The sequence below is a fragment of the Streptomyces sp. NPDC034086 genome, assembly GCF_055575515.1.
In genome coordinates this window covers 16,489-40,436 of the sequence record NZ_JBVISM010000018.1, presented here as the reverse complement: position 1 = coordinate 40,436, position 23,948 = coordinate 16,489, and the positions used below count along the sequence as shown (strand labels likewise).

Sequence of the window (23,948 nt, the reverse complement as noted above, 5' to 3'; positions counted from 1 at the left end):
CCGCACCAGGGCACCACAGTGAGGAACCCGCCATGGGCTACGCACCCTGCTTCAGCGTCAAGGACACCGCGGCCAGCATCGCCTTCTACGAGAAGCTCGGCTTCACCACCGACTCCAGCGGCGCCAGGCCCGGCGACGACATCCACATGCTGTTCCACGACGGCGAGTTCTGCGGAATGCTCTACAGCAACGCCGACCTGAAGAACTGGCTGCCCGTCCTCGCCGACACCCCCATCGGCTTCGCCGGCATGCACTACCTGGGCGTCGACGACCTCCAGGCCGCGTACGACCGGATCGCCCGGCACGCCGAGATCGTCAAGCCCCTCGCCGAACACAACGGCATGCGCCTGTTCTACTTCCGCGACCTCGACGGCTACGTCATCGGCGTCAACGAGAAGTCGGCCACCCCCGCCGTCTGACCCACCCGAGCAGCCACTACCGGCGCCTCCGCGCGACGGCCCGCCCGGAGCCGGACGCCATCCGGGTCCGCCTCGCCGACTCCGCCGGACGGCGCCCCGCCGCCGCGGCCGGCCGTTCACCCGGCCGGCGCGGAGGCGCCGGCCAGTTCGCGGTAGAAGGGGCTGGCGCCCAGGAGTTCGTCGTGGGTGCCGGTGGCCAGCAGCCGCCCGTCGTTGAGGACCACGATGGCGTCGGCGTCCTTGACCGAGGACATGCGGTGGGAGACGAGGACCACCGCCGTGCTCCGGCTCACCGCACGGACGGTCTCCATGACCACCTTCTCGCTGGCGGCGTCGAGACCGGAGGTCACCTCGTCCAGCAGCAGCAGCTCCGGGTCGCGCGCCAGCGCCCGGGCGATGGCGATGCGTTGCCGCTCACCGCCCGAGACCGCGGTGCCGCCGGAGCCCAGGGGAGTGTCCAGGCCCTCGGGCAGGCGGTCCAGCAGGCCGGTCAGGCCGACCCTGCCCAGGACCTCCCGGGCCTTGTCCCGGTCGGTGCCGGGCAGCCCGTAGCAGACGTTCTCCAGCAGCGTCCCGCAGAGCAGCGGACTGTCCTGTTCCACGTACCCGATGCGGCGGCGCAACTCGTGCAGGGGCAGTCCGGCCACGTCCCGGCCGTGGATGCGGATGTGCCCGGACACCGGCTCGTGGAAGCGTTCCAGGAGCGCGAGGACGGTGCTCTTGCCGGACCCGGACGGGCCGACGAGGGCCGTCAGCCCGCGGTGCGGGACCCGCAGGCTGACCCGGCTCAGGACCGGGTGCCCGGCGTCGTAGCGGAACGAGACGTCGTCCAGGGCCAGCAGGGGAGCGGCGGGACGCGGCACGGGCAGCGGCGCCGCCGGGGTCCGCGCGGGTCCGGGGTCCTCGGCCGGGAGGCCGTCCAGCTCCTCCAGGCGCTGCACGGCGGCGAGCCCCACCTGGACGGTGCCGAGCGCCTGCACCAGGGCGTCCAGCGGCTGCATGACGTAGAAGAGGTACAGCAGGAAGGCCACCAGCCCGGCCGACGAGAGGTCCCCGGACGCGACCTGCGCGCCGCCCACTCCCAGGACCGCCAGGAAGGCCGTCTGCACCGACATGGTCATGGCGGTGCCCGCGACGGCCCGCCAGCCGGCCGCCTTGACGCCGTACCGCCAGGCCCGCTCCGCGGCTCGTTCGGCGGCGGCCGCCTCCCGGCCTTCCGCACCGAACGCCTTGACGGTCCGCAGCGCGTTCAGGGCGGGTTCCAGCACGGCGCCCAGAGCGCCCACCGACTGCTGCACCTGCTCGGCGGACGCGCGCATCCGGGGCAGCGCCACCCCCGCCGACAGGGCGACGAGCAGCAGCGCGCCCGCGGTGACGGCCATCAGCAGGGGAGCCGTGAACGCCATCAGGGTCACGCAGCCGACGATCAGCAGGCTGCTGGAGAAGATCTGGGTGACGGCGTGCGACACCGTCTGGCGCAGCACCGCCGCGTCACTGGTGACCCGGGTGAGCAGGTCGCCCGGCTGCAGCCGGGCGGCCGCGTCGACCTTCAGGCACAGGACGCGGCGGATCAGCCTGGTGCGGGTCCCGAGCACGATCGTCTCGGCGGTGCGCTCCAGCAGGAAATCGCCGCACGCGGTCAGCAGGGCCGCGGCCACGACCAGCAGCGCCAGCAGGACGAACGGCGCCGGCGAGGGGCCGTCCTCGCCGAGCGAGCTGATCACGTCCTTCGCCATGAGGGGCTGGAAGAGCCCGGCGACCCCGCCCGCCAGGCTCAGGGCGGCACCCGCGCCGAAGACGGCCTTGACGGGGGCCAGTGAGCGCAGCAGGAAGCGCGCGCCGCTGCCGGAGGGGGCGTCAGGCGGCATCGGCGTGCGGACCGGCCGGCTGGGGAACCGCGCGCTGCGCCTGCCGCCCGCGGCTCCCGGGGACGACGACCCGCCCGTCCGTGATGAGCGCGAACCGCTCCAGGCCGGGGATCACGACGCTGACGACGGACACCCCGTTGGCGAACGTGTGCAGCGGGCGGGCGTAGGGGGTGTGTCCCCGCCGCGCCAGCTGCTCCACCAGGGCCGCGAGGTACTGCTCCGGCTCGCCGCACGTCGGCGTCTGCGTGAACGCGACGGTCCGGGCGGTGCCGAGGGCCGGACGCAGGTCCATCTCCGAGCAGCGCATCAGCGCCGGGTAGCCCTCGAGGGAGCTGCGCTCGGGATGGTCGTAGCCGGGGCGGGAGGTGACGGCGATGCACTGGATCAGCTCGGTGAGCGCCCGCTCCGCCGCGTACGCGGAGACCAGGGACGTGCCGCAGCCGCGCCGGATCATGCCGGACCGCTGCGGGGCCGACCAGGCCATGAAGCTCGGGATGCCGATGTCGCTCGTCATGTCGATGAGGACGACCGGCGCGCCCACGCGCTCCTCGGTCGCCTTCAGGAGCGAGGCGAGCCGCTCGGGCAGGGTGTCCGGGTCGACGACGGTCAGCGGCGCGGGCCGCGGGGCGAGGAACGTGCGGATCAGCAGCAGGGAGAACGCGTCGCGCTCGACCACTTCGTTGACGGCGTGCACCGTGGCCTCGGTGACGGAGGCGCCGGTGGCGCAGCCGCTGTTGACGCTGTAGCGGCCGAGGGCGCCGTAGGGGTAGTGGTCCCCCAGCCGCGACCGCAGGTCCTGGGCCTCGTCCTCCAGGTACCAGGGGCAGTTGACGAACACCGGCACGTCGCAGGTGGCGTCCCCGTGCACGGCGCGATGACTGCGGCAGGCCACCTGCCCGTCCGGGCCGGCGGAGAGGAGGAGCGAGGAGACGTCCGGCGCGAAGGGGCCGCTGGAGATCTCGTGCGCGGAGCGGAGGACGACGTCCGCGGGTTCTATGGTGACCGTGGCGGCGAGGTGGTGTTCCAGCGCCTCGTAGAGCGCCCCCACCTTGGCGGCCATGCCGTATCCCTTGCCGCACCCGGCGAGGCTGGGGACCGGCGTCCCGTCCGCCTCGTGCAGCTGGCAGTGCCACGCCCCCGGGTCCCCGCCCAGGTCGGTGTACGCGGCCGTCAGCCCCAGCGCGGCGAGGGCCTCCGTGCCGCGCTTCCAGGACTCCGCCAGCGGAATCTCTCGTTCGCCGTACTGGTGCAGCATCTTCCCACCCATGTCCGCTCGTGTTCTGCCCGCCGGGGCGCCGCGGCGTCGGTCCGCGCGGCGCGACGTCGCAGGCGGGCACCGGATGCGATCCCGTGCCCGCCTGCTGGTACAACGCCTTACTTGTTGATGACCACGGTGCTCTCGGCGATGTCGAGCAGCTCGGCGATCGCGCCCTGCTCCGCCTCGGTCACGTCCGTGAGCTCGGTGCCCGGCAGAACGGTCTTCTTCCAGTTACGGCCCCAGTCGAAGCTACCCATGACTACTCCTCGGTGAGTGAAGTGATGTGCGAACGGAAGGGCGGTGTTCCCGCCGGGTCGCGGTGGCTTCCCGGGGGGCCCTTCCGAGATCAAGACTCCCCGACACCACCGGTCCGCAGAATGCCCGCGAGGGCAGCCCCGGGGGCAACCGCGCGCCGGAAGACGGCCCTTGAGGACGTGAACCAAAACACCCCGAACGCCATCACACCCGCCGCCCGTACCGGTGAGAACGACACCGAACCCCCCACCGCGGAGGCGCGGCAGGTGCTCCTCAGCGGCGCACGCGCGCGAGCTGGTCGTTCATCTCGGCGAGGAAACGCACCACGGTGTGCAGCTCGTCCGGGCTGAACCGGGCCCGCGCGGCGTCGGTGGAGCGGGCGAGCGGACGGAAGTACTCGCGCGCGGCCTCGCGGCCCGCCTGGGCGTAATGGACGTGGACCACGCGCCGGTCGTCCGCCGCCCTCACCCGGACGATGTGGCCGGCCCTCTCCAGCCGGTCCAGGCAGGCGGTGACCGCCCCCGAGGTGAGGTTCATGCGGGAGCCCAGCCGCCCGGGGGTCATGGGGCCGGCGTCCTCGTCCCGTTCGGCGTCCAGCACGGCGATCAGCGCCTGCACGTCGGTCAGGTGCAGGCCCTGCTCCCGGGCGAACTCCGCGGCGATCCGGTTGAACTCCGCGTTCATCGCGCGCAGCAGCACGGCGAAGGACTGCAACCCGATCGGGTCGTCGCACGGAAGTACGGGGGGAGGGGTGTCGGCGCTGGGCATCCCCCCAGCATATGATCTCTCGATCATTGAGATACTTTACGGTTGAGTAATAGAGGGGTTCTGTCGATGAGGAACACGTCGCGGTGGGCCAGGTGGCTGGTGCCCGTGGTCCTGCTGGCGCTCTGGCTGGGCATCGGAGGAACGCTCGGCCCCTACGCGGGACGGCTCGGCGAAGTCGCCACCAACGACCAGGCCGCCTTCCTGCCCCGGAGCGCGGAATCCACCCGGGTCCTCGAGGAGCGGAAGGCCTTCGAGCGGTCCCCGTCGGTGCCCGCGATCGTCGTCTGGCAGGCGCGGGACGGCGGCCGCGTCACCGACACCCAGCAGCAGGACGCGACACGCGCCGTCACCGCCCTGACAGGACGCCACGGCATCACCGGCCCACCGTCGCCCGCCCTGCGCTCCGACGACGGCCGGGCCCTGCAGGCCGTCGTCCCGCTCGCCCCCGACCTGGGCGACGAGCTGCCGGCCGTCATGGAGGAGGTGCGCGCGGCGGCGGACTCCGTACCCGCCCTGAGCGCACGCGTCGCGGGGCCGGCGGCCACACAGGCCGACCTCGCGGACGCCTTCTCCGGCATCGACGGCCTGCTGCTGGGCGTGGCACTCGGCGCCGTGCTCCTGATCCTGCTGCTGGTCTACCGGAGCCTGCTGCTCCCCCTCGTGATCATCATCAGCGCGGTCTTCGCCCTCGGCCTGGCCTGCGCCGTCGTCTACGCCCTGGCCGACCGCGGCACCCTGCGCGTCGACGGACAGGTGCAGGGCATCCTGTCCATCCTGGTCATCGGCGCGGCGACCGACTACGCGCTGCTGCTGGCCGCACGGTTCAGGGAGGAACTGGCGGCGCGCGGCGACCGGACGGCCGCGGCGCTGGCCGCCGTCCGACGCTCGGCAGGCGCGATCACCGCCAGCGCGGCCACCGTGGCCCTCGGCCTGCTCGCCCTGCTCGCCGGCGACCTGACCAACAACCGGGCCCTCGGCCCGGTCGGCGCCATCGGCATCGTCTGCTCCGTCCTCGCCACCCTCACCTTCCTGCCCGCCGTGCTCGTCCTGCTCGGCCGGGCCGCGTTCTGGCCCGCCACGCCCAAGGCCGACGACGCCACGGCGGAAGGCCACCGGCTGTGGCACCGCGTCGCCGCCGTCATCGACCGGTCACCCCGCCGGGTCTGGGTGTCGACCACGCTGCTCCTGCTCGCCCTGGCCGCGTTCTCGCCGGGCCTGTCCTCCAAGGGCGTGCCGCTGGACGAGATCTTCGTCAAGGACGCCCCCTCCGTCGCCGCCCAGCACACCCTCAGCCGGCACTTCCCCGGCGGAGCGGGCCAGCCCGCGGTGATCATCGCGGACGCCGCGAAGGCGACCGAGGTCCAGGCGGCGGCCCGGGCCACGGACGGCGTCGCCTCCGCGGCACCCGTGACCGCCTCGGGGCGGCCCGGCGGCGAGCCCGCGGTCGTCGACGGCCGCGTCCGCATCGACGCCACCCTCCGGGCCGCCGCCGACAGCGACGCCGCGAAGAAGACGGTCACCGAGCTGCGCTCACGCCTGCACGCGGTACCGGCCGCGCACGCCCTCGTCGGCGGCTACACCGCCCAGAAGCACGACACCGAACGGACCGCGGCCCGCGACCGCACGCTCATCGTCCCCGTCGTCCTCGGCATCATCCTGCTGATCCTCGTCCTCCTCCTGCGCTCCCTCCTGGTCCCGCTGCTGCTCGTCACCACCGTGGCCCTGAACTTCCTGGCCACCCTGGGCGTCTCCGCACTCGTCTTCGAGCACCTGCTCGGCTTCAGCGGCACGGACGCCTCCGTCCCCCTGTACGGCTTCGTCTTCCTCGTGGCGCTCGGCGTCGACTACAACATCTTCCTCATGTCCCGCGTCCGCGAGGAGTCCCTCGTCCACGGAGTGCGCCGCGGGGTGCTGCGCGGCCTGACCACCACCGGCGGCGTCATCACCTCGGCCGGCGTGGTCCTCGCGGCCACCTTCGCGGCGCTCATGGTCATCCCGCTCGCCTTCCTCGTGCAGATCGCCTTCATCGTCGCCTTCGGCGTCCTCCTCGACACCCTCGTCGTACGGTCCCTCCTGGTCCCGGCACTGGTGCTCGACATCGGCCCGCGCAGCTGGTGGCCCGGCGCCCTCGCCCGAGGACCACGCCCCCACCCGGAGAAGCCCGGACCGCCCGGCGCGCCGTGACGGTCAGAAGACCGGACGCCCTCGCGTGCCGCGACCACGCGGCGGCGGGACCGCCTCCTCGCGGGTCTCCCGCCGAGCGAGCCGAAAGACTGAGCGGGCGGTGTCGGTCTCACCTCCCGCCACCCCCGACCCCTACATTCGGGACGAATCGGTTGACCTGGAGCGAACGCGGGAGTGTGTGATGCGGACTGTGCGGTTCATGGCGGCACTGGCGGCCTCAGTCGCGATCGGCGGCGCGAGCGTCAGCACCGCGCACGCCGACGGGGGGCTCCTGTCCGGCGTCCTGTCGCCCGTGGTGTGCGGCCTCCAGACCAACGTGAACGGCAACGACAACCAGGTCGCCCAAGGGGGGACCTGCGAACAGACCGGGACGCCGGCACCCCCCAACGGCGGCGGGATCACCGGGTACGAGGTGATCCCCATCGACACGGTCACGCTGGAGCCCAACTCGTCGGCGGCTCGGGGGGCCACCTGCCCCACCGGCAAGCGCGCCCTGAGCGGCGGTGTCGTCCCCACCACGAGCGGCACCTCCGGCCTGGAAGTGGACTGGTCCGGTCCGAACGCTGACGGAACGCGCTGGGAGGTCGCCGTGGACAACGAGGGGGACCAGACGGAGACCGTGACCTTCTACATCGTCTGCGCGAACGTCGCCGGCTGACCGCGCCGAGGCCCTCCCCAGCAGCCTGCCGCTCAGCGCCGGGGCGGGCCGTGCCCCTCCCCGCGGGCCAGCTCGGGAGAAGCCCCCGAGCGGTCCGTCAACGCCCCTCGCCCTTGGGGCTCGGAGGCGAGGTCTTCGGCGAGACTTCCCCCTGGGGTCCTCCACCGTGCCGGCAGGCACGGATCTCGCCGGGCTCAAGAGACTCCTGGCACAGGAAAAGTCCCAGGGATGGTGGCACTGCGAGGCCGGATGCGGCACCGACGGGTGGTGGAACGCCTGAGCGGTGCCCCGGCCGGGCGTAGCACTCGCCCGACGCCGTAGCGGGCGGCGGGCCCGAGGCCCGGGCCCGCCGCCGCCCGGGCCCTCAGGGCCGGCGTCCGGCCCAGGCCACCAGCCGGTCGATGGCCGGAGCCCCGGGGTCCACGGCCACCACCTCTGCGAAGGGGATCCGTCCGCCCCGGGTCTCGGCCGGCAACGCGCGGCGCACGACGCCGATCACCCGCTCGATGAGGGCCGGGTCCCAGTCCGGGTCCTGTCCGGTCGCCCTGGCCAGGTCCCAGGTGTGCACGGTGAGTTCGTGCGTGTAGACGGCCGCGGCCGCCGCGCCCGGCAGGACGCCCATCGGCAGGCGCAGCTGCCGGCCGAGGATGCCCGGATCCGCCCACACCTCGGCGACCTCACGGGCGCCCGGCCCCCAGGCCGCCGCCCAGGCGCCGTCGGCGACCTCATCGGCGAAGGACGGGACGCTGAACGGATCCTCACCGCGCCCGATCACGGAGATCCGGCGCACGACGGCGACGAGGTGGCTCGACAGCCGCCGTACGTCGAACTCCTCGCAGGGGGTCGGGGCGTCGTACTGCTCGGGCCGGACGGCGGCCAGCGTACGGCCCGCCAGCTCGACGGCCGCGGCGAGGTCGCTCCGCGGATCGAACGAAGAGGGCGCGGCGACGGCACCGGTGGAGTCCGACGGGCTCCCGGTCGACTTCTCGGTCTGGTTCATGGGTTCATCCTGCAAGTGAAAGTGGCCATCTCCTGGCCAGTTCTCCGGAGAGAATGCAAAGACGACGGCACCGCACCCCAGCACCGCACCCCCGAAGGAGGACAAGAGCCCATGAGAGCCGACCGGCTGGTGGCCACCCTGCTCTTCCTCCAAGAACGCGGCCGCGCCACCGTCCCCGAAGTGGCCGCCGAACTGGAGGTGTCCGAGCGCACCGCACGCCGGGACCTGGAGGCCCTGGCCGCGGCCGGCATCCCCGTCTACTCACAGCGCGGCCGCGGCGGCGGCTGGTCCCTCGTCGGCGGGGCCCGCACCGACCTCACCGGGCTGACCGCCGACGAGATCCGGGCGCTCTTCCTCGTCACCGGCCCCCTGTCGGCCACCCCCGAACTGCGCACCACCCTGCGCAAGCTGGTCCGGGCCCTGCCACCGGCCCTGCGCGTCCAGGCCCGAGCCGCGGCCCGCGCGGGAGTCGTCGACGCCACCGACTGGTCCCGCAACGCCGTCACCGCCGACGCTGCCCACCGCTCCGCGCTCCAGGACGCCGTCGTGGATGGGACCCGCGTCCGCCTCGGGTACGCCGGCGTCGGCAAACCAGCCGGCGAACGCACCGTCGACCCCCTCGGTCTGGTGGCCAAGGCGGGCGTGGACTACCTGGTCGCCGGTACGGACAAGGGCCTGCGCACCTTCCGGCTCAGCCGGGTCACCTCCGTCGAGCCGACCGGCGAACCGGTGGTCCGGCCGCCCGACTTCGACCTCGCCGCGGCGTGGCGGACACTGTCCGGGGCTTTCCAGGACGGCATGTACGCGGTGACCGCCCGGGCCCGCGTCCGCCCCGACACGCTGCCCCTGCTGCAACGGCTCCTCGGCGGCCGCGTCCGTGTCGGCCGTCCGCTGCCCGACGGCTGGACCGAAGTACGGGTCGACGGCCCGGCCGCCAAGGCCCTGGCCGGGCACCTGGCCGGCCTGGGAGCCGGCATCGAGGTGCTGGAGCCGCCGGAGGTACGCCAGTGGCTGGCCCGGATCGCCGCCGAGCTCACGGGACTGTACGCGGCGGAGGAACCGCCCGCCCCGCAGGACTGACCCGCGGGCCGGAGCCCCGCGCGGCCGTCACGGGCGGGGAGTCCACGCCGAAGGCGCGTCCATCCCCCTAGCCGGCCGGCTGGAGGGCCCAGTAGTGCGGTTCGATGGGGACCGGCCTGACGACGAGTCGGGCGGTGACGCCGGGATCGTCGATGAGGTTCCCCCACGAGGTGGACCGGTCGCCGGGGGTGTGTTGGATGTCGGCCCACACGGTCGCGCCGGGCCCGGCGGAACCGTAGGAGACGGTCCACTCGGCGTACTTGTCGCAGCGGTCGCTGATCCCCACCTTGTGGTCGTCGGTCAGCCTGAGGCAGCCGGTGGGGGCCGAGTCCGGCACGGAGACGTTCATCGTCCCGTTGGGCCGTTGCTGTACGTGCCAGTTCGCGGAGGTGTGGGCGCTGTCCGCGCAGTCGCCCAGTGACACGGTGCCGATGGGTGCGTTCATCTTGGGCCAGACCAGGCACTTGCCGTCCGCGAGCGCCGCGAACCGGTAGACCCCGTCGAGGAGCGGCGCGGCCTGGGCGGGCTGTGCGAACGCCGTGGTGGCCGCGACGGCGGCGGCCATGAGGGCGATGACTCGTGAACGCATGGGACGGAACTCCTCGAACAGCCGGCACGGACACGGTCGGCACCCCATTCGCCGATGCCGGCGACGGCACCGATCCTGGAACACCGGTCGGCCCGTCAGCAGCCGGAGGTCCCCGCAGTCACTCGCCCGGCCGAGTCACGTCACCCGACGGTGTGGCGGCCCGCCCTGACCCGGCTTCTCCCGGGCGGTCCGCACCGCCACGCACGTCGCGGTCGCCGGGACTGCACCCCTCGGGGGACGTCAGCCCGTCCGGCCGAAAACACCGGCCAAGGGGAAGGGAGTCAGCTCCTGACGATGCAGAAGGGATGCCCAGCTGGGTCGGTGAGGACCCGCCATGTGTCCTCGTGCGGCTGGTGGTCCGTCTTGCCCGCGCCCAGCTCCAGCAGCCGGGCCTCCGCCTCGTCCAGGTCCGCTACGTCAAAGCAGAGGTGAAGCTGCTGGGGAACGGCCTGACCGGGCCAGCTCGGCGGCCGGTGGTCGTCGACCCGTTGAAAGCCGATGAGGAGTCCGTCCTCACGGTGGAGACCGGCAAAGTCGGCGTCCGACTTCGGGTGGGGCTCAAGCCCGGTGGCCTGCTGATAGAACGACGCCAGCGCGAGTGGATCAGGGCAATCCAGCGTTATCGCGCTCAACTTCATCTGCAAGGGCATGACGTCTCCGAGCTGATCAGCGGACTTTCCCGCATCCTAAGAGGCGCCGTCCCGGCAGGTTCCACGAGATGACCGGCAGACCGGGTCTCTTCTCCGATCCCGGTCCACCCCGGCGGTGGTACGTAGTCTGTAGTCGAACGCCCGAGCCGAAGGAGCAGTCCATGACCAGCAGCGCCCCTGTTCCCTTCCAGGTGTATGAGGCAGGAACGTACCTGCACGGCACGAAGGCGGACCTCGTTCCGGGAGATCTGCTCGTCCCCGGCTACGCGTCCAACTTCGAGGACGGACGGGTGTCCCGCAACGTCTACTTCTCCGAGACCCTGGATGCCGCCGTCTGGGGCGCGGAGCTCGCAGCCGGTGACGGACCGGGGCGGATCTACGTGGTCGAGCCGACCGGCGCTGTGGAAGACGATCCCAACGTCACCGACAAGAAGTTCCCGGGCAATCCGACCCGCTCCTATCGCACGAGCGATCCTGTCCGCGTCGTGTCGGAACTCAAAGGCTGGACCGGTCATTCCGCCGAGCAGATCAAGGCCATGCAGGATGCGCTGGCCGACCTTCGGCGCCGTGGTGCCGCCACGATCCTGGACTGACCCGGCACGGGGGTCCGCCCGCTCCGCGCCGGCGGTCACCCGGGCCGCCCTGGCCGCGGCGCGCGGAAGCAGTCCCGGCACCGGACGCGTGAGGACCGCCGGGGCCGGCGCCCCGTCCCCGTTCCCCGTTCCGCGCCCGGCGGCCGGTTCTCAGGAGGCCGCGTCGGCCGGTGCGGGGTGCAGGGCGGTGCTGCCGAGGCCCTGGCGGTCCCGGGCGCCGAAGGTGGACCACAGGACCGCCGTCAGCAGCAGGAGCGCACCGAAGAAGAGGTAGACCGGCCTGCCCCCGAAGCGGTCGAAGAGGAAGCCGGTGGCGAGGATCGCCCCGGCGCTGACGATGCGGATGACGGCGTCGAGGAGCCCGTGCCAGGTGCCCAGCAGCGCGGCGGGCGCCCGGAGCTGGACCAGGAGGCCCGCGGACCTGAGGTACACGGTGAAGCCCAGGCCGAAGAGGACCAGCGCGGCCGCGAGGATCCACTGCGTTCCGCCGAGCAGCGCCGCCGCCAGCGTGCCGGCGCCCGCGAGGGCGGTGGCCCAGCGCAGGCTGGAGTAGATGCCCTCCGGGCCGGCCTTGGCGACGACCAGGCCGCCGATGACGGCCCCGATGGTGGAGAACGCCAGGAAGGAGCCGGCGCGGGCCGGCGACATCTCGAAGGTCTCCCTCATCAGCGACAGCAGGGAGAGGATGACGGTGGAGAGGGCGAGCACGGTCAGGGCGTGGAAGGTCAGGAAGCGGCGCCAGGCCGGGCTGGCGGCCAGCGTCCTGGCCACCACGCGACGCGACGGCAGGACGGCCGGCCCCTTCGGCCCCTCCGGTGCCGCGCCCCCGGAAGCCTCCTCGCCCGAGTCCTGCTCCCGGGCGGACGCCGGATCCGCGGACCGCGGCCGGCGGGCCACGACGGCGACGAACGCGGCGAACACGGCGAGGGCGATCACCTGCAGCCCCGCGGCGACCAGCAGGGCCCGGGACCCGGGCATCAGCGCGATGACCAGGCCCGCGACGACGGGGGAGAGCAGCTCGCAGGCCGAGCGGATGGTCCCGCCGATGCCCTGGACCCGTACGAGGGTCTTGGCGTCGAGGATCCGCGGCAGGAGCACGAACAGCGCCATCTCCCCGATGTGATGGACGAGGTCCACCGTGGCCGCCGCGACGACGATCGCCCACAGGTGCGACGACAGGAACGACGAGCCGATGCCGATGAGGACGAACACACCGATCTTGACGAGGTACGCCGCGACCAGGACGGCCCTCGGGTTGCCCCGGTCCAGCAGCGGTCCGGCCGCGACCGAGGCGACGACCTCCACCCCGTATCCCACGCAGTACACCAGGCCGACCGTGCTGACCAGCCCGGACAGGTCCAGGGCGAGGTTGGCGAACGCGATGTCGTAGATGCCCTCGCTCAGGGAACGCGACAGCACCAGCACCGCGAAGACCACCAGGAGCAGCGTCAGCCACCGCGGCGCGGAGTTCAGCACGGCACGGCCCGTCCGCGGCTTCTCCTCGGTCGCGCTCACCGGTACGCCAGCTCTCGTACGACGTCGCCCGCGAGCGCGGAACCGGGCGCGTCGAAAGCGGGCCGTAACCCGTCGGCGGGCACGGCCACGAACAGCTCGGGCAGGTCCGCGCCGCGCGAGTCGTGGACCTCGTACTCCACCCGGTAGTGGAGCGTCCCGCTGCCCCGGGCCCGCATGAGCACCCCCGGCTCGATCGTCAGGACGACCCGCGGGTCCCGCGGGAAGGGGAGGACCTGGCAGGCCCCGAAGGTGGGCGAGTCCGTGCGGCGGTCAATGAGTTGCAGTTCCATCTCGGGATTGTCGTACAGCAGCGGGGACAGCTTCAGCGTCAGGTGCGGATGGGCGCTGAAATACCCCGGCCAGGTGTCCGGAAGGTCGTGGACCATCGTGTCGGCGAGCCCGTTCTCGACGTTGGAGCCGATGCCGTACGAGTCGTCCCGGATGGACTGGTAGGAGCCCACCCCGGCGGTGACGGTGGCGAGTTCGGACACGGGCAGGACGGGCTGCTGCCCGGCGAGGTCCCGGTCGATGAAGTAGCGGTGCAGCTCGCCGCCGATCTCCGCGGAGGCCACGACGCCCTGTTCGGTCGCGCCGCCGAGCCAGCTGCGGGAGACCACCTTGGAGATCAGGAACTGGGCGGCCGTCGGCAGCTCGACGGTGTTGGCGACGGCCCGCGGCCGCGCACGGTCCATGTCGGCGACGGAGTACGTGGCGTTGTCGTCGAACGGGGACCACCGCGAGGCGGGACCCTGCGGGGCGGGGTCCCGCGGGGCGTGCAGGGAGTAGTCGTTGCGGGTGGTCACGTTCTCCAGCCGTTCGAACCAGTGCGCGTAGCCGGGCGGGACCGCCAGCACGCACGACCCGTCCGCCGGGACGTCGATCACCAGCTTGCGGTCGTACTCCGGCGAGTCCTCCCGGCAGTCGTACATGTGGACGGTGACGGGCCCGGTGCCCGCCGGCCCGTAGAAGGACAGCCGGTCGTACTGCCCGAGGTGCACCGCGTACTCCTCGTACGCGAAGTGCGGGCTGTGCACCATGTAGTGGTACGGCCGGTCGTTGCGGGAGGACCGGATGTGCCGCGCTCCCGGGAGACCGGATTCCTCACCCGTCGTACGGGTCTTGGTCATGATCAGGTGCGGCTTGGGGAGGGCGGACATGGACGGCGTTCCTCTCTGCGGAGCGGGCGGGGAAGCAGCCGCAAGCGCCTGGGGCGGGTGCACCGGACCGGTGCACCCGCCCCCAACGACTGCCGGCCGATCAGACGGTGGTGACCACGACGCCCTCGGGCAGGGCCGCCTTGAACTCCGCCAGGTCACCGAAGGAACGCGAGGTGATCTGCTCCTCGGTGTCGGCGTCGATCATCCGCGAGGCGATCTTGCCGAGGATGCTGCGGAAGTACTCCGGGGTCTCGAAGTACGGCTCCAGCGCGGAGCTCAGGCTCTCCAGCGCGGCGCGGGCGGCGGGGTCGGTGACGTCACCGGACATGGCGGCGAGCTCGGTCTTCCAGGCGGCGGTCTCGGCACTGGTGATCGACATGATGAGTTCCCTTCGGTGGGTTCTGCGGTCGGATTTCAGCGGGTGAGCGATATTGCCTTGGCCTCCATGCGCGCCAGCGCGTGGAGAGCCGGTCCGGGCAGGTAGCGGTCGCCGTCCTGCTCGGGCCTGCTGGTGACGGCCCCGGAGAGGGCGGAGGTGGTGACGTCGCGGCCGAGGGGGTGGTCCAGGGCCCAGGGTTCGAGGTCCAGGAGCTCCATCTCGGAGCGGAGCCAGACACGGCCGCTTCCGGTGAACCGGTACCAGGTACCAGGGGGGACGCGGACCCCGATGGTGGGGTCCCCGAGGCGGATCACGCAGTGCTCGCCGTCCGCGGTCACCACCTCGATCCGCGCGTCCGTGCTGCCCGCCAGCCACGTCAGGCGGCGGCGGGAGTATGCGTGGCGGACGAACCGGCCGGTGCCGCTGCCGGCCCCGTCGGGCTCTTCCGCGCGGCTGCCGTCGAGGTCCACTTCGAGGACGTCGGAGGTGCAGCTGTCGGTGGAGGGCACGACGGTGAAGGACTCCGGGCCCGTCAGCACGAAGTTGTTGCGGGAGGACCACGGGTGGGCGTCCGCGCCGGTCTCCGCGGCCCGCCACGCCGGCCTGAGCGTGGCGTAGGTGGTGCTGCCGCCGATGGAGACGCGGTACCGGGCGGCGTAGGCGCCCTGGTCCTGGGCGTTGGTCTGCTGCGACATCCGGGAGAGCAGCAGGTGCGCGGCGACGGGCAGTTCGTGGCGGTTGGTGCGCACCACGGGCGCCTGCTGCGAGGAGCGCAGGAAGGAGACCAGGTCGTTGTCGGGTTCCCAGTCGGGGTTCTGGTCGGCGTACCAGACCGGCTCGTCGCGGGTCACCACTCCGCCCAGACCGTCGAGGGTGTGGGCGACGCCCTTGGGGATGATCAGGACCCGGTAGGGCGAGACGGCCATCTCGATGGTGATCTCGTCGCCGAGCTGCGGCGAGTCCTCACGGCAGTCGATCAGGTGCACGGTGATGCGCTGGCCCTCGCCGAAGAAGGTGAGCCGGTCGTCCTGGCCGACGTGGATGCCGTAGGCGGAGTAGGCGAAGTCCTTCTCGTGGGTGACGTAGTCGGTGATGCCCGGCCCGTTGGAGATGCGGGTCACCCGCACGACACCGTTCGTGCCGTCGCCCTCGGTCACGTTCGTGGTCTCCAGCCGCGCTCCCGGCAGGCGGAACTCCATCGAGGTGACGTCGTCGGGCACCCGGAAGGTACCGATGTGGCGGCGTTCGGTGGTGCGGTCGAGCGCCGTGCGCGGCCCTGCGCCAGCGGTTTCGAGCATGGTGGATTCCTCTCTCTTGCCTTCGTGGTGGTGGCCGACGCGCGGGCCGGGGGGCGTGAGGGGAACGGCGGGGGAGAGCCGCTCACGGACGGACCCCCGCACGGACGGGTCGTCGGACGGGCCGGTGTCCGGTGCCGTCAGCGGTACTCGCGGCCGCCACCGGCGTCACCGGCGTCCGCGGTGTCGGACAGCCGCCAGGCCACCAGCGGCGGCGTGCGGGCGACGGCCCGCAGGCACGCGGCGCGGGCGGTGAGCAGGGCCTCGGCCTCGCACGCGGCCAGGACGAACAGGACCAGGTCGATCCGTTCCCCGTCCGCGCGTGTCCACAGGTGCTCGATCCGGTCCGCGGGGTCGAAGTGGGCGGTCAGGAGTTCCCTGAGGTCGTCGGGCGCCGCACACGTCCCGGGGGAACCGACCAGCCGCATGGTGATCATGTACATGGAGCCCTCGTGTGAACCGGCACCGTCGGCCTCCGCAAGGGACCCGCGTCAGGCGACCGGCAGGCGGGCGCCGCTGCGCGGACCGCGCCAGCCGAACCCGTCGTCGGCCACGACCTGCCGCCCCTTGCCCCAGCCGAACCCGTCACCGGCGGAGGTCCGCCCGGCGGCCGGAGCCTCCTGGGAGACGGCTGCGGAGGTTCCGACGGCCACGACGAGAGCGGCGGATGCGAGCAGGACTGCGGCGACCCGGGACATGGAGGCTCCACCCTTCAGAATCAGCTTCTCTGCCTTGCTTGTCGCGTTCACCCCGTTCTATGGGGTGTTGCGTTCGATGGCACAAGCCTGTCCCACAACCACAGCGGTGTCACTAGCCGCAGACGGGCGCCAACACGCCAGGCGGGGAGACGCCACCTCCACCCCCCGCGGCCTTGAACCCCGCCCGGTCATGAGGGAGGTTGCACCCATGACCGATCCCGCCCCCCCCAGACCAGGACCTGACCGAAGGCAGACCGCATGCTGCAGTTACTCGGACTCTCACCCCACGCCGAGACCGTCTACAGGGCCACCCTGCTCCACCCCGACCACGGCATCACCGACCTGATGGCGGACACCGGACTCCAGGAGAAGGCGATCCGCGCCGCCTTCGACGAACTCGCCGCCCTCGCCCTCCTCAAGCCCTCCGACCAGCGCGGAGGAAGACTGCGCCCCGTCAGCCCGGAAGTCGGCCTCACCACCCTGCTGGCCTCCGCCGAAGCCGACATCGCCACCCGCCTGGCCCAAGTGGAGACCGCCCGCGCCGAGATCGCGGCGATCACCGCCGAACACCTCGACACGCGCACGTCCGACAGCGCCACACGACTCGAAGGCCTCGACGCCGTCCGCATCCGGCTGGAGGAACTCCAGCGGACCACCGAGACCGAATGCCTCTCCCTCAACCCCGGCGGAGCCCACCGCCCCGACGCCCGCAACGCCGCCACCCCCCTCAACGAGGCGGCCCTGCAACGCGGCGTGAACATCCGGGCCGTCTGCCGCGACAGCTTCCGCAACGACCCCGACACCCTCGCCTACGCCCGCTGGCTCATCGAGCACGGCGGCCAGATGCGCACCGTACCCACCGTGCCCATCCAGATGATCATCGTCGACCGGCGGGCCGCGATCCTGCCCCTGGACCCGCAGGACCCCCGCAAGGGCGCCATCGAGGTACGCAGCGCCGGTGTCATCACCGCCCTGTGCGCCCTGTTCGAGCTGTGCTGGTCGGCCGGCACCTCCTTCGGCGAACAACCCGCCGCCAACGACAACGGCTGCACCCCGATCGAACGCGCCCTGCTGGACATGGTCGCCGCGGGCGACACCGACGAGGCCGCGGCCCGCAACCTCGGCATCTCGGCCCGCACCGTCAGCCGCATGATGTCGAGCCTGATGGAAAGACTGGACGCCGCCAGCAGATTCCAGGCCGGCGTGAACGCCACGAAGCGCGGCTGGCTCTAGGTCAATCGACCCGCAGGGCCGTTGACGCGGCCGAGGGGCGGCCCGCCGTTGGTCGGCGGCCGGCGGGGCCGGACCTTCCTGCGGGACGCCTGCGGTCGTGAGGATCCGGGTGACCAGCTCGGATCCGACGGCGAAGTGGACGCGTGGCCAGCCCGATCACCGGCGTGCGGCTCATGCGCTCACCGGTGGTGGCGAGCCCGTTGTCCCTCGCCTGCCGGCGGGCCATGACGGCGTTGGCCCGCCGGCTGGGCGGGCGGTCACTGCTGGTGGAGCCCTCGGCCGGCGAGCGTGAGGAAGGCTTCGCCCACCGCCTCCGACAGCGTCGGGTGGGGATGGACGTGGCGGGCCACGTCGGACGGCTCGGCGTCCCACCCCACGATCAGCTGGCTCTCCGCGATCATCTCCGACACGTGCGGCCCGACCATGTGCACCCCCAGCACCCGTCCGCCCCGCTCCGCGACGACCTTCACCGTCCCGCCCTGCCCGTGCACCATCCCCTTCGCCACCGCGGTCAGCGGCATCGTGTTCACCACCACGTCGTACGCCGCCTCGCGCGCCTGCGCCTCCGTCAGCCCCACGGCGGCGGTCTGCGGCGCCGAGTAGGTGACCCGCGGCACCGCCGCGTAGTCCACCGGCGCACTCGCCACCCCGGCCAGTGTCTCGGCGACGAGCAGCCCCTCCGCGAAGGACGCGTGGGCCAGTCCCAGGGAGGGCGGCGGCAGGAGGTCGCCGACCACGTGGACGCCGGGGACGGCCGTCTCCAGCCGGGACCAGTCGGCCGGCGCCACGAACCCCCGTTCGTCGGTGGACAGCCCGGCCGCCGCGAGGCCGAGCCCTTCGGTGACCGGGACCCGGCCGACCGCCACGAGCAACCGCTCCGCCTTCAGCTCGCACAGCTCCCCGCGCGCGGTCCGCACGGTGGCCCGGACGACCCCGTCCGCCACCACCGCACCCTCCAGACGGGCGCCCGTCTGCACGTCGACGCCGCGCTTCTTCAGGCCCCGCGCCAGGTGCCGGGACACGTCCGCGTCCTCCAGCGGCACCAGCCGGTCCGCCGCTTCGACCAAGGTGACCTCGGCCCCCATGGAACGGTGGAAGGAGGCGTACTCCACGCCGATGGCCCCACCGCCCAGCACGACTACCGAAGCCGGCAGTCCGGGCGCGAACAGGGCGTCGTCGCTGGTGACCACCGTCTGCCCGTCGGGCTCCAGCCCGGGCAGCGTGCGCGGCCGGGACCCGGTGGCCAGCACGAGCCCCCGGGTGGCGGTGTACTCCCGCCCGTCCTCGGTCCGGATGGACCGCGGGCCGGTCAGCCGGGCGCCGCTGCGCAGCACCCGCACCCCGGCGTGCTCCAAGTGGCCTTCCACCCCCTTGTGGTTGCGACCGACGATGTCGTCCCGGGTCGCGCGGAGTGCCGCCCAGTCCACCGACTCCACGCTCGCCCGTACGCCCCAGCGCTCTCGCGCCTCGGTCATGCCGTCGACGAGTTCGGCCGCGTGCAACATGGCCTTGCTGGGGATGCAGCCGCGGTGCAGACAGGTCCCGCCCACCTTGTCGCGCTCCGCGAGCAGCACGGTCAGTCCGAGGGCCGAGGCGCGCAGGGCGGTGCTGTAGCCCCCGGTGCCACCACCGATCACGATCACGTCCGCCGTGCCGTCGCCGAAGCTGTTGCTGTCGTTGCTCATGTACCGAGCCTGTACCGGCCGTTCCCCGCAGTCCAAGGCAAAGATGTTCTGGACTCCATGCAGGTTCCTTATGCTTGCCGATCATGAGTCTGCGTCAGATGGAGTACTTCCTCGCCGTCGTGGAGGAGTCCTCCTTCACCCGGGCCGCCGACACCCTGCACGTCACCCAGCCCGCCCTCTCCCACCAGGTCAAGGCGCTGGAGACGGCCGTGGGCGGCGCGCTGCTGGAGCGCATGCCGCGGGGGATCCGACTCACCGCCATGGGTCGCGCCTTCCTGCCGCACGCGCAGCTCGCCGTGCGCAGCGCCCGCCAGGCGGAGCGGGCCGCCCGGGCGGCGGCCGGGGTGGCCGGCGGCGAACTGCACATCGCCACCGTGCACGCCGTCGCCGTCGGGATGCTCCCGGGCATCACCGCCCGCTGGCGGGCCCTGCACCCCGGGGTCTCCCTGGTGCTGCGCGAGTACGGTTCCACGGACGACCTGGAGGAGCAGCTGGAGCGCGGGGCCGCCGACCTCGCCGTGGGCCCCGAACCCAAGGACTGGACGGGCCCCCTGGTGCGGGTGGGCCGCGAGGAGCTGGTCATCGTCGTCCCCTTCGACGACCCCCTCGCGGGGCGCCGGGCCGTCCGCCTCGCCGAGCTCGCCGACCGCGACTGGATCCGCTGCGCGATGGAACCGCTGGTGGAGGGGCAGCCGGTCCTGGACCGGGCCTGCGGGGCGGCGGGTTTCACCCCGCGCACGGTGCTGCGTACGGAACACACCTCCACGGCCGTGCGGATGGCGGCCGCCGGGGTGGGCACCGTCATGGCCCCCGCTCACATGGTCCGGGGCGCGGTCGGCGAGGACTGTCTTCTGCTCTCCCTCGACCCGCCGTGGCACCGCCCTCTGGCGGTGTTCTCCCGCGTCCCGCTGACCGGCGCGGCGGCTGCCTTCACCGAGCTGACCGCCGGCAGCCAGGCGGCCGTCAGCCCCGACTCCGCAGGCCCGGGACAATAGCCGCCCCGCGGCGCCGGCGGCGAGCGCCGCTCTCGCAGGGGCCGGCCTGCGGCCCGGACGGCAAGGGATTCCGGAAGTCCGCGAAGCCGGTGAAGGCGGGGTCCCCCCGGGCCCTGGTCCCACTCGGCCACAACAGCAGCGGCTCTCCCCTCCGGCCGTCTTCGTCGACCAGCCACAGGCGCACGCACTGGTCGTCGGCGTCCAGGCCCGGTGGCGACCGGTCCCCGCTCAGCCGCCCTGACCGCCTTCGGCCGCCTCGCGCGCCGTGGCGAGGGCCCGCCGCCTGACTTCGCCGAACAGCTGGATCGTGGTGGCGGCCAGCACGTCGTCCCCGCCGATGGTCCGCCTGTCCCCCGACCTGGTGGACAGGGCCAGGGCGGACTCCGGCAGGGGCGCAGGCGCACCAACCGGACAGCCCGGCGTCATCACGCTGACCGTGCCGAACCGCTTGATCCCGCCTTCCCGGACGATCATGGCCGCGTCCCGCGCGAGGTCCGTCAGGAACCCGCTCGCGAGCCCGTCCAGATCGCGGACCACCCCCAACCCAGCCGCCGCGTCCCGGCTGCGCAGCAGCCTCCTGACCCCGGCCTCGAACCTGTGGGCGCCCACCACCGCACTCGCCTTACGCGACCTGCTGCGCCTGGGAGCGGTTACGGCGGTACCCGAAGCGTCGTACACGACCCCGCTCAACCCCTTGAACGTAGGACTGTGTTCATACCACCTGCCGCCCACCTCCAACTCGACATCGCGGCCGATGGCCGTCACGAGGTCCTCAGGAAGCAGCTTCTTGCGTCCCCCTTCGCGGGCTCCTTCCAGCGCGCCGTCGATGATGCCCGTCAGTACGGTCTGCGTCACCGACGAGGCAGCATGGGCGGCCGACCGCGAGAGGTGAAGCGTGGTGACGTCCCTGAACACCGCCCTGACGAGGGCAGGCTTGAACATCAGCACCCCTACCCCCACGTCGGACGCGGAGCCGGTGCGATCGGGCCGTATGGGATGTGCGGGCACTGGTCTGGACGCTCCTGCCACCGGTATCGAAGGGCCCGCTCTGCCGCGCGAGCCTGATCTCCTGCACCATCCTCCGCCACTGCCGCACTCGTGCTGGAAGCGGGTGGTGGAGTCAGACGTTGACCCGTTGACCAGCATGCGCAGGGTGACGCTGTCCTTGTACGGCGGGAGGGCGTTCATGGCGGCGATGGCGTGAGTGATGCCGCCGGTCTGGCTCCTCGGATCTGCACGAGGCGACGGGCAGGTTCGTTTACGTAGTGCTGCCAGGTGGCGAGTTGCGAGTGACTGGGCCGGGCAGCGTCTAAAGGGTGTTGCAGAAGGCTCATCGCCGGGAATTTTTTCTGTATGGGTGGGGTGTTGAGGGCTGAGCCGGTGTGGGTGGAGACGTTCACGGGCTTGCGGATGGACCGGTTCGTGAAGCTGGTGAGGGTGGTGCGGGAGCGGGGTGGGAACGGGCCCGGTGGTGGCCGGCCGTGGTGTCTGCCGCTACAGCCCCGGTGCCGCCGGACTCCTCGCCGCCGCCGTCTGGCATCGCAGAGAGCTGAAACGCCGGTTCATCGCGGAAGGGGGCTGCTGATGACGGCGCAGGCACCCGCCGCGCCCCTCCAGGGTCCCAGCACGCCGGATGACCTGTTGACGGTGCCGCAGGTCATGGCCCACCTCCAGCTCGGTCGTTCCGCCGTCTACGACCTGCTCCGCAGCCGCCAGCTCGCCTCGGTCACCCTCGGCCGCGCCCGCCGCATCCCCGCCCAGGCGCTGACCGACTTCATCCGCACCCGCCTCGAACAGGAAGCCGCCGCCTGATGACCACACCCCGAGACATTCCCGCCTCCCGCCGCGTCCGCGCCAACGGCGACGGCACCGTCTACCAGCGCGAGGACGGCCGCTGGGAAGCCGCCGGATACGTCCTCGCCCCCGGCAACACCCGCAAGCGCGTGCGCGTCTACGGCACCACTCGCAAGGAAGCTCTGGCCAAGCTCACCAAGAAGATCGCCGCCAGCAACCGCGGCGTCCCCGTCCCGTCCGCGGCGGGCAGCGTGGCCGCGTACCTGACGTACTGGCTGGAGAACGTCGCCCTCCACCACCTGCGCGAAACCACCCACACCCCGCTACACCGCCTGCGTCAACCGGTACCTCGTCCCCGGCCTGGTCAAGAAGAAGCTCGCCAAGCTCACCGCCAAGGACGTCCGTACCTGGCTCAACCAGCTCCGCACCACCTGCCAGTGCTGCACGCGCGGCCTCGACGCCCGGCGCAATGAGCCCCGCTGCTGTGCCGCCGGCCGGTGCTGCCACAAGCTGCTTTCCCCGCTGACGCTCACCTACATCCACTCCGTGCTCAAGTCCGCCCTGGAGCACGCCGTACGGGAGGAAGAGATCCCGCGCAACGTCGCCCGTAACGTCCGCATCGGCACCCCACGGCCCCGACGCTTCGAACCCCTCACCGCCGAAGAAGCCCGGCAGTTTCTCACCGCCGCCCAGGATCACCGGCTGCACGCGATGTTCGAACTCGCGCGGGCACCGCCGCCGTCCGCCGCACCCTTCAGCGAACCGCCGCAGGCGGGCTCACCACGCTGCCCACCAAGACGCGGGCCTCCGAGCGCCGCATCGCCCTTCCCACCCGCTGCGTCCAGTCGCTGAAGCTCCACCACGAACAGCAGCAGCGCGAGCAAGAGGCCGCGGGCACCACGTGGCGGCACGACGGGCACGTGTTCACCACTGCGCAGGGCCGACCGATCGACCCGACCAACCTCACCCGCGCCTTCCTCACGCTCCTCCGCAAGGCCGGCCTCCGCCGCATCCGCTTCCACGACCTCCGCCACTCGACCGCCACCCTGCTCCTGGAACAGGGCATCGAACTCGTCGTGATCAAGGAACTCCTCGGCCACGCCCACATCGTCGTCACCGCCACCGTTTACGCCCACGTAAGGCTCCGTCTCCAGCGCGACGCCATCGACGCCCTCAGCACCGCCCTCGGAAGCCCGGAGACCATCGAGACGCCCAACGGCGGCGACGACGAACCGCCACCCTGTCACACCTTCATCCGCTGACGTTGCCGTCAACTGCTGCCGTCACCCAACGCAGAAGCCCCGCCAGCACGCGCCTGGCGGGGCTTCGATTTACTGACGTGAAGTCAGTGAGGCCACGGTTCTAGCCCCGGGTCGGAGTACAGGCACACTAGGGGGCGATCTGCACAGATCGCCAACTCCAAAGCATCTTCGAAGGTGGAGCCCATTTCCCAGATCCATCCGAGCCCGGCGGCTACCACCTTCCCATCGGCTTCAATGAAAACGCTCGAATAACTGAGCCATTCGCCGATCGGAAAGTACTGCCCACCCAGGACTCCCTCAATCTCCGACGCCAGGCCCCGCTGGCCCGACCCAGCCGAGATGGGATCGAAATTGAACGGTTCGTCGTTGCTGAAGTTTGGGCCAGACTGATTTATTGGCTCAATGACTAGCCCACCCAGCGCGGCAAGGATTTCTTCGGCCTGCGGATTCGGCAGGTACCCTTCCTGCTGCAAGGAGTCGAGCCAAGGGCTGACGCTAACCCTCCTTCGAGGGTGCCAGCCAGCGTCACGAAGAGCTTGCAGCAGATCGGGCCGCAACGAATCAAATCTGATCACGACGGCTATCCAATACCAAGGTAATCCAGCAGTCGCCC

At 72.2% G+C, this 23,948-nt stretch carries 24 protein-coding genes and 2 pseudogenes; 10 read left to right on the top strand and 16 right to left on the bottom strand.

Annotated features, from left to right (window positions below; all coding sequences use genetic code 11):
* Positions 1–32: 32 nt before the first annotated feature.
* Positions 33–419, top strand: coding sequence for a VOC family protein (locus ACZ514_RS28595; RefSeq protein WP_469126017.1), 387 nt, complete (start codon positions 33–35; stop codon positions 417–419).
* Positions 420–535: 116 nt separating this feature from the next.
* Here ACZ514_RS28595 and ACZ514_RS28590 read toward each other — a convergent pair whose 3' ends face one another.
* The 4 genes from ACZ514_RS28590 to ACZ514_RS28575 all read right to left on the bottom strand — a co-directional run bounded on the left by ACZ514_RS28590 (position 536) and on the right by ACZ514_RS28575 (position 4,568).
* Entirely contained in the window at positions 536–2,287 is a 1,752-nt protein-coding gene (locus tag ACZ514_RS28590; RefSeq protein WP_469126016.1) for an ABC transporter ATP-binding protein, read from the bottom strand.
* Positions 2,277–3,554 (bottom strand): YcaO-like family protein, encoded by a 1,278-nt coding sequence (locus tag ACZ514_RS28585; RefSeq protein ID WP_468701175.1) that lies wholly within the window; start codon positions 3,552–3,554, stop codon positions 2,277–2,279. Before ACZ514_RS28585 ends, ACZ514_RS28590 begins: the two co-directional genes overlap by 11 nt.
* 107 nt (positions 3,555–3,661) lie before the next feature.
* Positions 3,662–3,802, bottom strand: coding sequence for a hypothetical protein (locus ACZ514_RS28580; protein WP_467894193.1), 141 nt, complete (start codon positions 3,800–3,802; stop codon positions 3,662–3,664).
* Positions 3,803–4,073: 271 nt separating this feature from the next.
* Entirely contained in the window at positions 4,074–4,568 is a 495-nt protein-coding gene (locus ACZ514_RS28575; protein WP_468170235.1) for a MarR family winged helix-turn-helix transcriptional regulator, read from the bottom strand.
* A 66-nt stretch (positions 4,569–4,634) separates the two neighbouring features.
* Here ACZ514_RS28575 and ACZ514_RS28570 point away from each other — a divergent pair, with 66 nt between their 5' ends.
* Both ACZ514_RS28570 and ACZ514_RS28565 read left to right on the top strand, forming a co-directional pair.
* Positions 4,635–6,752, top strand: a complete 2,118-nt coding sequence (locus ACZ514_RS28570) for an MMPL family transporter (protein ID WP_468701171.1) — start codon at positions 4,635–4,637, stop codon at positions 6,750–6,752.
* Between the two features lie 181 nt (positions 6,753–6,933).
* Complete coding sequence (locus ACZ514_RS28565) at positions 6,934–7,410, top strand: hypothetical protein (protein ID WP_468701169.1); 477 nt, start codon at positions 6,934–6,936, stop codon at positions 7,408–7,410.
* 364 nt (positions 7,411–7,774) lie between these two features.
* On the opposite strand, the gene ACZ514_RS28560 is transcribed toward ACZ514_RS28565, so the two are convergent.
* On the bottom strand, positions 7,775–8,410 hold the full coding sequence (locus tag ACZ514_RS28560) for a TIGR03086 family metal-binding protein (protein WP_468170223.1): 636 nt from the start codon (positions 8,408–8,410) through the stop codon (positions 7,775–7,777).
* A gap of 111 nt (positions 8,411–8,521) precedes the next feature.
* Here ACZ514_RS28560 and ACZ514_RS28555 point away from each other — a divergent pair, with 111 nt between their 5' ends.
* On the top strand, positions 8,522–9,490 hold the full coding sequence (locus ACZ514_RS28555; protein ID WP_468170220.1) for a helix-turn-helix transcriptional regulator: 969 nt from the start codon (positions 8,522–8,524) through the stop codon (positions 9,488–9,490).
* Positions 9,491–9,557: 67 nt separating this feature from the next.
* Here the strand turns inward: ACZ514_RS28555 and ACZ514_RS28550 are convergent, their stop codons facing one another.
* Positions 9,558–10,079, bottom strand: a complete 522-nt coding sequence (locus ACZ514_RS28550) for a hypothetical protein (RefSeq protein ID WP_468170218.1) — start codon at positions 10,077–10,079, stop codon at positions 9,558–9,560.
* 281 nt (positions 10,080–10,360) lie between these two features.
* Positions 10,361–10,729: a VOC family protein gene (locus ACZ514_RS28545; RefSeq protein ID WP_469126015.1), complete on the bottom strand. Its 369-nt coding sequence runs from the start codon at positions 10,727–10,729 to the stop codon at positions 10,361–10,363.
* Between the two features lie 161 nt (positions 10,730–10,890).
* On the opposite strand from ACZ514_RS28545, the gene arr reads away from it, so the two are divergent.
* Positions 10,891–11,322, top strand: a complete 432-nt coding sequence (gene arr, locus ACZ514_RS28540; protein ID WP_468170212.1) for an NAD(+)--rifampin ADP-ribosyltransferase — start codon at positions 10,891–10,893, stop codon at positions 11,320–11,322.
* Between the two features lie 150 nt (positions 11,323–11,472).
* On the opposite strand, the gene ACZ514_RS28535 is transcribed toward arr, so the two are convergent.
* The 6 genes from ACZ514_RS28535 to ACZ514_RS28510 all read right to left on the bottom strand — a co-directional run bounded on the left by ACZ514_RS28535 (position 11,473) and on the right by ACZ514_RS28510 (position 16,366).
* The gene (locus tag ACZ514_RS28535; RefSeq protein WP_469126014.1) at positions 11,473–12,837 is read right to left on the bottom strand and encodes an MFS transporter; all 1,365 of its coding nucleotides are present in this window, start codon (positions 12,835–12,837) and stop codon (positions 11,473–11,475) included.
* Positions 12,834–13,994: a hypothetical protein gene (locus ACZ514_RS28530; RefSeq protein ID WP_469126013.1), complete on the bottom strand. Its 1,161-nt coding sequence runs from the start codon at positions 13,992–13,994 to the stop codon at positions 12,834–12,836. The genes ACZ514_RS28535 and ACZ514_RS28530 overlap by 4 nt, the downstream gene beginning before the upstream one ends.
* A gap of 100 nt (positions 13,995–14,094) precedes the next feature.
* Entirely contained in the window at positions 14,095–14,373 is a 279-nt protein-coding gene (locus ACZ514_RS28525) for a hypothetical protein (protein ID WP_361600420.1), read from the bottom strand.
* Positions 14,374–14,408: 35 nt separating this feature from the next.
* Complete coding sequence (locus tag ACZ514_RS28520) at positions 14,409–15,671, bottom strand: hypothetical protein (RefSeq protein WP_469126012.1); 1,263 nt, start codon at positions 15,669–15,671, stop codon at positions 14,409–14,411.
* A gap of 137 nt (positions 15,672–15,808) precedes the next feature.
* A complete protein-coding gene (locus ACZ514_RS28515) occupies positions 15,809–16,111 on the bottom strand; it encodes a hypothetical protein (RefSeq protein WP_469126011.1) in 303 nt (100 codons plus the stop codon).
* A 48-nt stretch (positions 16,112–16,159) separates the two neighbouring features.
* Positions 16,160–16,366: a hypothetical protein gene (locus ACZ514_RS28510; protein ID WP_468701153.1), complete on the bottom strand. Its 207-nt coding sequence runs from the start codon at positions 16,364–16,366 to the stop codon at positions 16,160–16,162.
* Between the two features lie 258 nt (positions 16,367–16,624).
* Between ACZ514_RS28510 and ACZ514_RS28505 the strand changes: the two genes are divergently transcribed.
* Positions 16,625–17,599, top strand: a complete 975-nt coding sequence (locus ACZ514_RS28505) for a LuxR C-terminal-related transcriptional regulator (protein ID WP_469126010.1) — start codon at positions 16,625–16,627, stop codon at positions 17,597–17,599.
* A 257-nt stretch (positions 17,600–17,856) separates the two neighbouring features.
* On the opposite strand, the gene lpdA is transcribed toward ACZ514_RS28505, so the two are convergent.
* Positions 17,857–19,284, bottom strand: coding sequence for a dihydrolipoyl dehydrogenase (lpdA, locus tag ACZ514_RS28500; protein ID WP_469126009.1), 1,428 nt, complete (start codon positions 19,282–19,284; stop codon positions 17,857–17,859).
* An 83-nt stretch (positions 19,285–19,367) separates the two neighbouring features.
* Between lpdA and ACZ514_RS28495 the strand changes: the two genes are divergently transcribed.
* Entirely contained in the window at positions 19,368–20,279 is a 912-nt protein-coding gene (locus tag ACZ514_RS28495) for a LysR family transcriptional regulator (RefSeq protein WP_469126008.1), read from the top strand.
* A 228-nt stretch (positions 20,280–20,507) separates the two neighbouring features.
* Here the strand turns inward: ACZ514_RS28495 and ACZ514_RS28490 are convergent, their stop codons facing one another.
* Positions 20,508–21,221 (bottom strand): hypothetical protein, encoded by a 714-nt coding sequence (locus ACZ514_RS28490; RefSeq protein WP_469126043.1) that lies wholly within the window; start codon positions 21,219–21,221, stop codon positions 20,508–20,510.
* Positions 21,222–21,632: 411 nt separating this feature from the next.
* On the opposite strand from ACZ514_RS28490, the pseudogene ACZ514_RS28485 reads away from it, so the two are divergent.
* The 3 genes and pseudogenes from ACZ514_RS28485 to ACZ514_RS28475 all read left to right on the top strand — a co-directional run.
* Positions 21,633–21,785: pseudogene (locus ACZ514_RS28485) on the top strand (IS5/IS1182 family transposase); the annotation flags it as partial.
* Positions 21,786–21,863: 78 nt separating this feature from the next.
* Complete coding sequence (locus ACZ514_RS28480; protein WP_469126042.1) at positions 21,864–22,091, top strand: helix-turn-helix domain-containing protein; 228 nt, start codon at positions 21,864–21,866, stop codon at positions 22,089–22,091.
* Positions 22,091–23,335: pseudogene (locus ACZ514_RS28475) on the top strand (tyrosine-type recombinase/integrase). The gene ACZ514_RS28480 and the pseudogene ACZ514_RS28475 overlap by 1 nt, the downstream one beginning before the upstream one ends.
* A gap of 83 nt (positions 23,336–23,418) precedes the next feature.
* On the opposite strand, the gene ACZ514_RS28470 reads toward ACZ514_RS28475, so the two are convergent.
* Positions 23,419–23,910, bottom strand: coding sequence for an SUKH-3 domain-containing protein (locus tag ACZ514_RS28470; protein ID WP_469126007.1), 492 nt, complete (start codon positions 23,908–23,910; stop codon positions 23,419–23,421).
* Positions 23,911–23,948: the final 38 nt, after the last annotated feature.

Bases quoted from the DNA above. Each gene is read 5' to 3' on its own strand.
- ACZ514_RS28580 (WP_467894193.1), bottom strand. From the start codon at position 3,802: ATGGGTAGCTTCGACTGGGGCCGTAACTGGAAGAAGACCGTTCTGCCG.
- ACZ514_RS28555 (WP_468170220.1), top strand. From the start codon at position 8,522: ATGAGAGCCGACCGGCTGGTGGCCACCCTGCTCTTCCTCCAAGAACGC.
- ACZ514_RS28495 (WP_469126008.1), top strand. From the start codon at position 19,368: ATGAGTCTGCGTCAGATGGAGTACTTCCTCGCCGTCGTGGAGGAGTCC.
- ACZ514_RS28505 (WP_469126010.1), top strand. From the start codon at position 16,625: ATGCTGCAGTTACTCGGACTCTCACCCCACGCCGAGACCGTCTACAGG.
- ACZ514_RS28550 (WP_468170218.1), bottom strand. From the start codon at position 10,079: ATGCGTTCACGAGTCATCGCCCTCATGGCCGCCGCCGTCGCGGCCACC.
- ACZ514_RS28595 (WP_469126017.1), top strand. From the start codon at position 33: ATGGGCTACGCACCCTGCTTCAGCGTCAAGGACACCGCGGCCAGCATC.
- ACZ514_RS28490 (WP_469126043.1), bottom strand. From the start codon at position 21,221: ATGTTCAAGCCTGCCCTCGTCAGGGCGGTGTTCAGGGACGTCACCACG.
- ACZ514_RS28525 (WP_361600420.1), bottom strand. From the start codon at position 14,373: ATGTCGATCACCAGTGCCGAGACCGCCGCCTGGAAGACCGAGCTCGCC.
- ACZ514_RS28570 (WP_468701171.1), top strand. From the start codon at position 4,635: ATGAGGAACACGTCGCGGTGGGCCAGGTGGCTGGTGCCCGTGGTCCTG.
- ACZ514_RS28545 (WP_469126015.1), bottom strand. From the start codon at position 10,729: ATGCCCTTGCAGATGAAGTTGAGCGCGATAACGCTGGATTGCCCTGAT.
- ACZ514_RS28560 (WP_468170223.1), bottom strand. From the start codon at position 8,410: ATGAACCAGACCGAGAAGTCGACCGGGAGCCCGTCGGACTCCACCGGT.
- ACZ514_RS28590 (WP_469126016.1), bottom strand. From the start codon at position 2,287: ATGCCGCCTGACGCCCCCTCCGGCAGCGGCGCGCGCTTCCTGCTGCGC.
- ACZ514_RS28510 (WP_468701153.1), bottom strand. From the start codon at position 16,366: ATGTCCCGGGTCGCCGCAGTCCTGCTCGCATCCGCCGCTCTCGTCGTG.
- ACZ514_RS28585 (WP_468701175.1), bottom strand. From the start codon at position 3,554: ATGGGTGGGAAGATGCTGCACCAGTACGGCGAACGAGAGATTCCGCTG.
- arr (WP_468170212.1), top strand. From the start codon at position 10,891: ATGACCAGCAGCGCCCCTGTTCCCTTCCAGGTGTATGAGGCAGGAACG.
- ACZ514_RS28565 (WP_468701169.1), top strand. From the start codon at position 6,934: ATGCGGACTGTGCGGTTCATGGCGGCACTGGCGGCCTCAGTCGCGATC.
- lpdA (WP_469126009.1), bottom strand. From the start codon at position 19,284: ATGAGCAACGACAGCAACAGCTTCGGCGACGGCACGGCGGACGTGATC.
- ACZ514_RS28575 (WP_468170235.1), bottom strand. From the start codon at position 4,568: ATGCCCAGCGCCGACACCCCTCCCCCCGTACTTCCGTGCGACGACCCG.
- ACZ514_RS28515 (WP_469126011.1), bottom strand. From the start codon at position 16,111: ATGTACATGATCACCATGCGGCTGGTCGGTTCCCCCGGGACGTGTGCG.
- ACZ514_RS28520 (WP_469126012.1), bottom strand. From the start codon at position 15,671: ATGCTCGAAACCGCTGGCGCAGGGCCGCGCACGGCGCTCGACCGCACC.
- ACZ514_RS28530 (WP_469126013.1), bottom strand. From the start codon at position 13,994: ATGTCCGCCCTCCCCAAGCCGCACCTGATCATGACCAAGACCCGTACG.
- ACZ514_RS28480 (WP_469126042.1), top strand. From the start codon at position 21,864: ATGACGGCGCAGGCACCCGCCGCGCCCCTCCAGGGTCCCAGCACGCCG.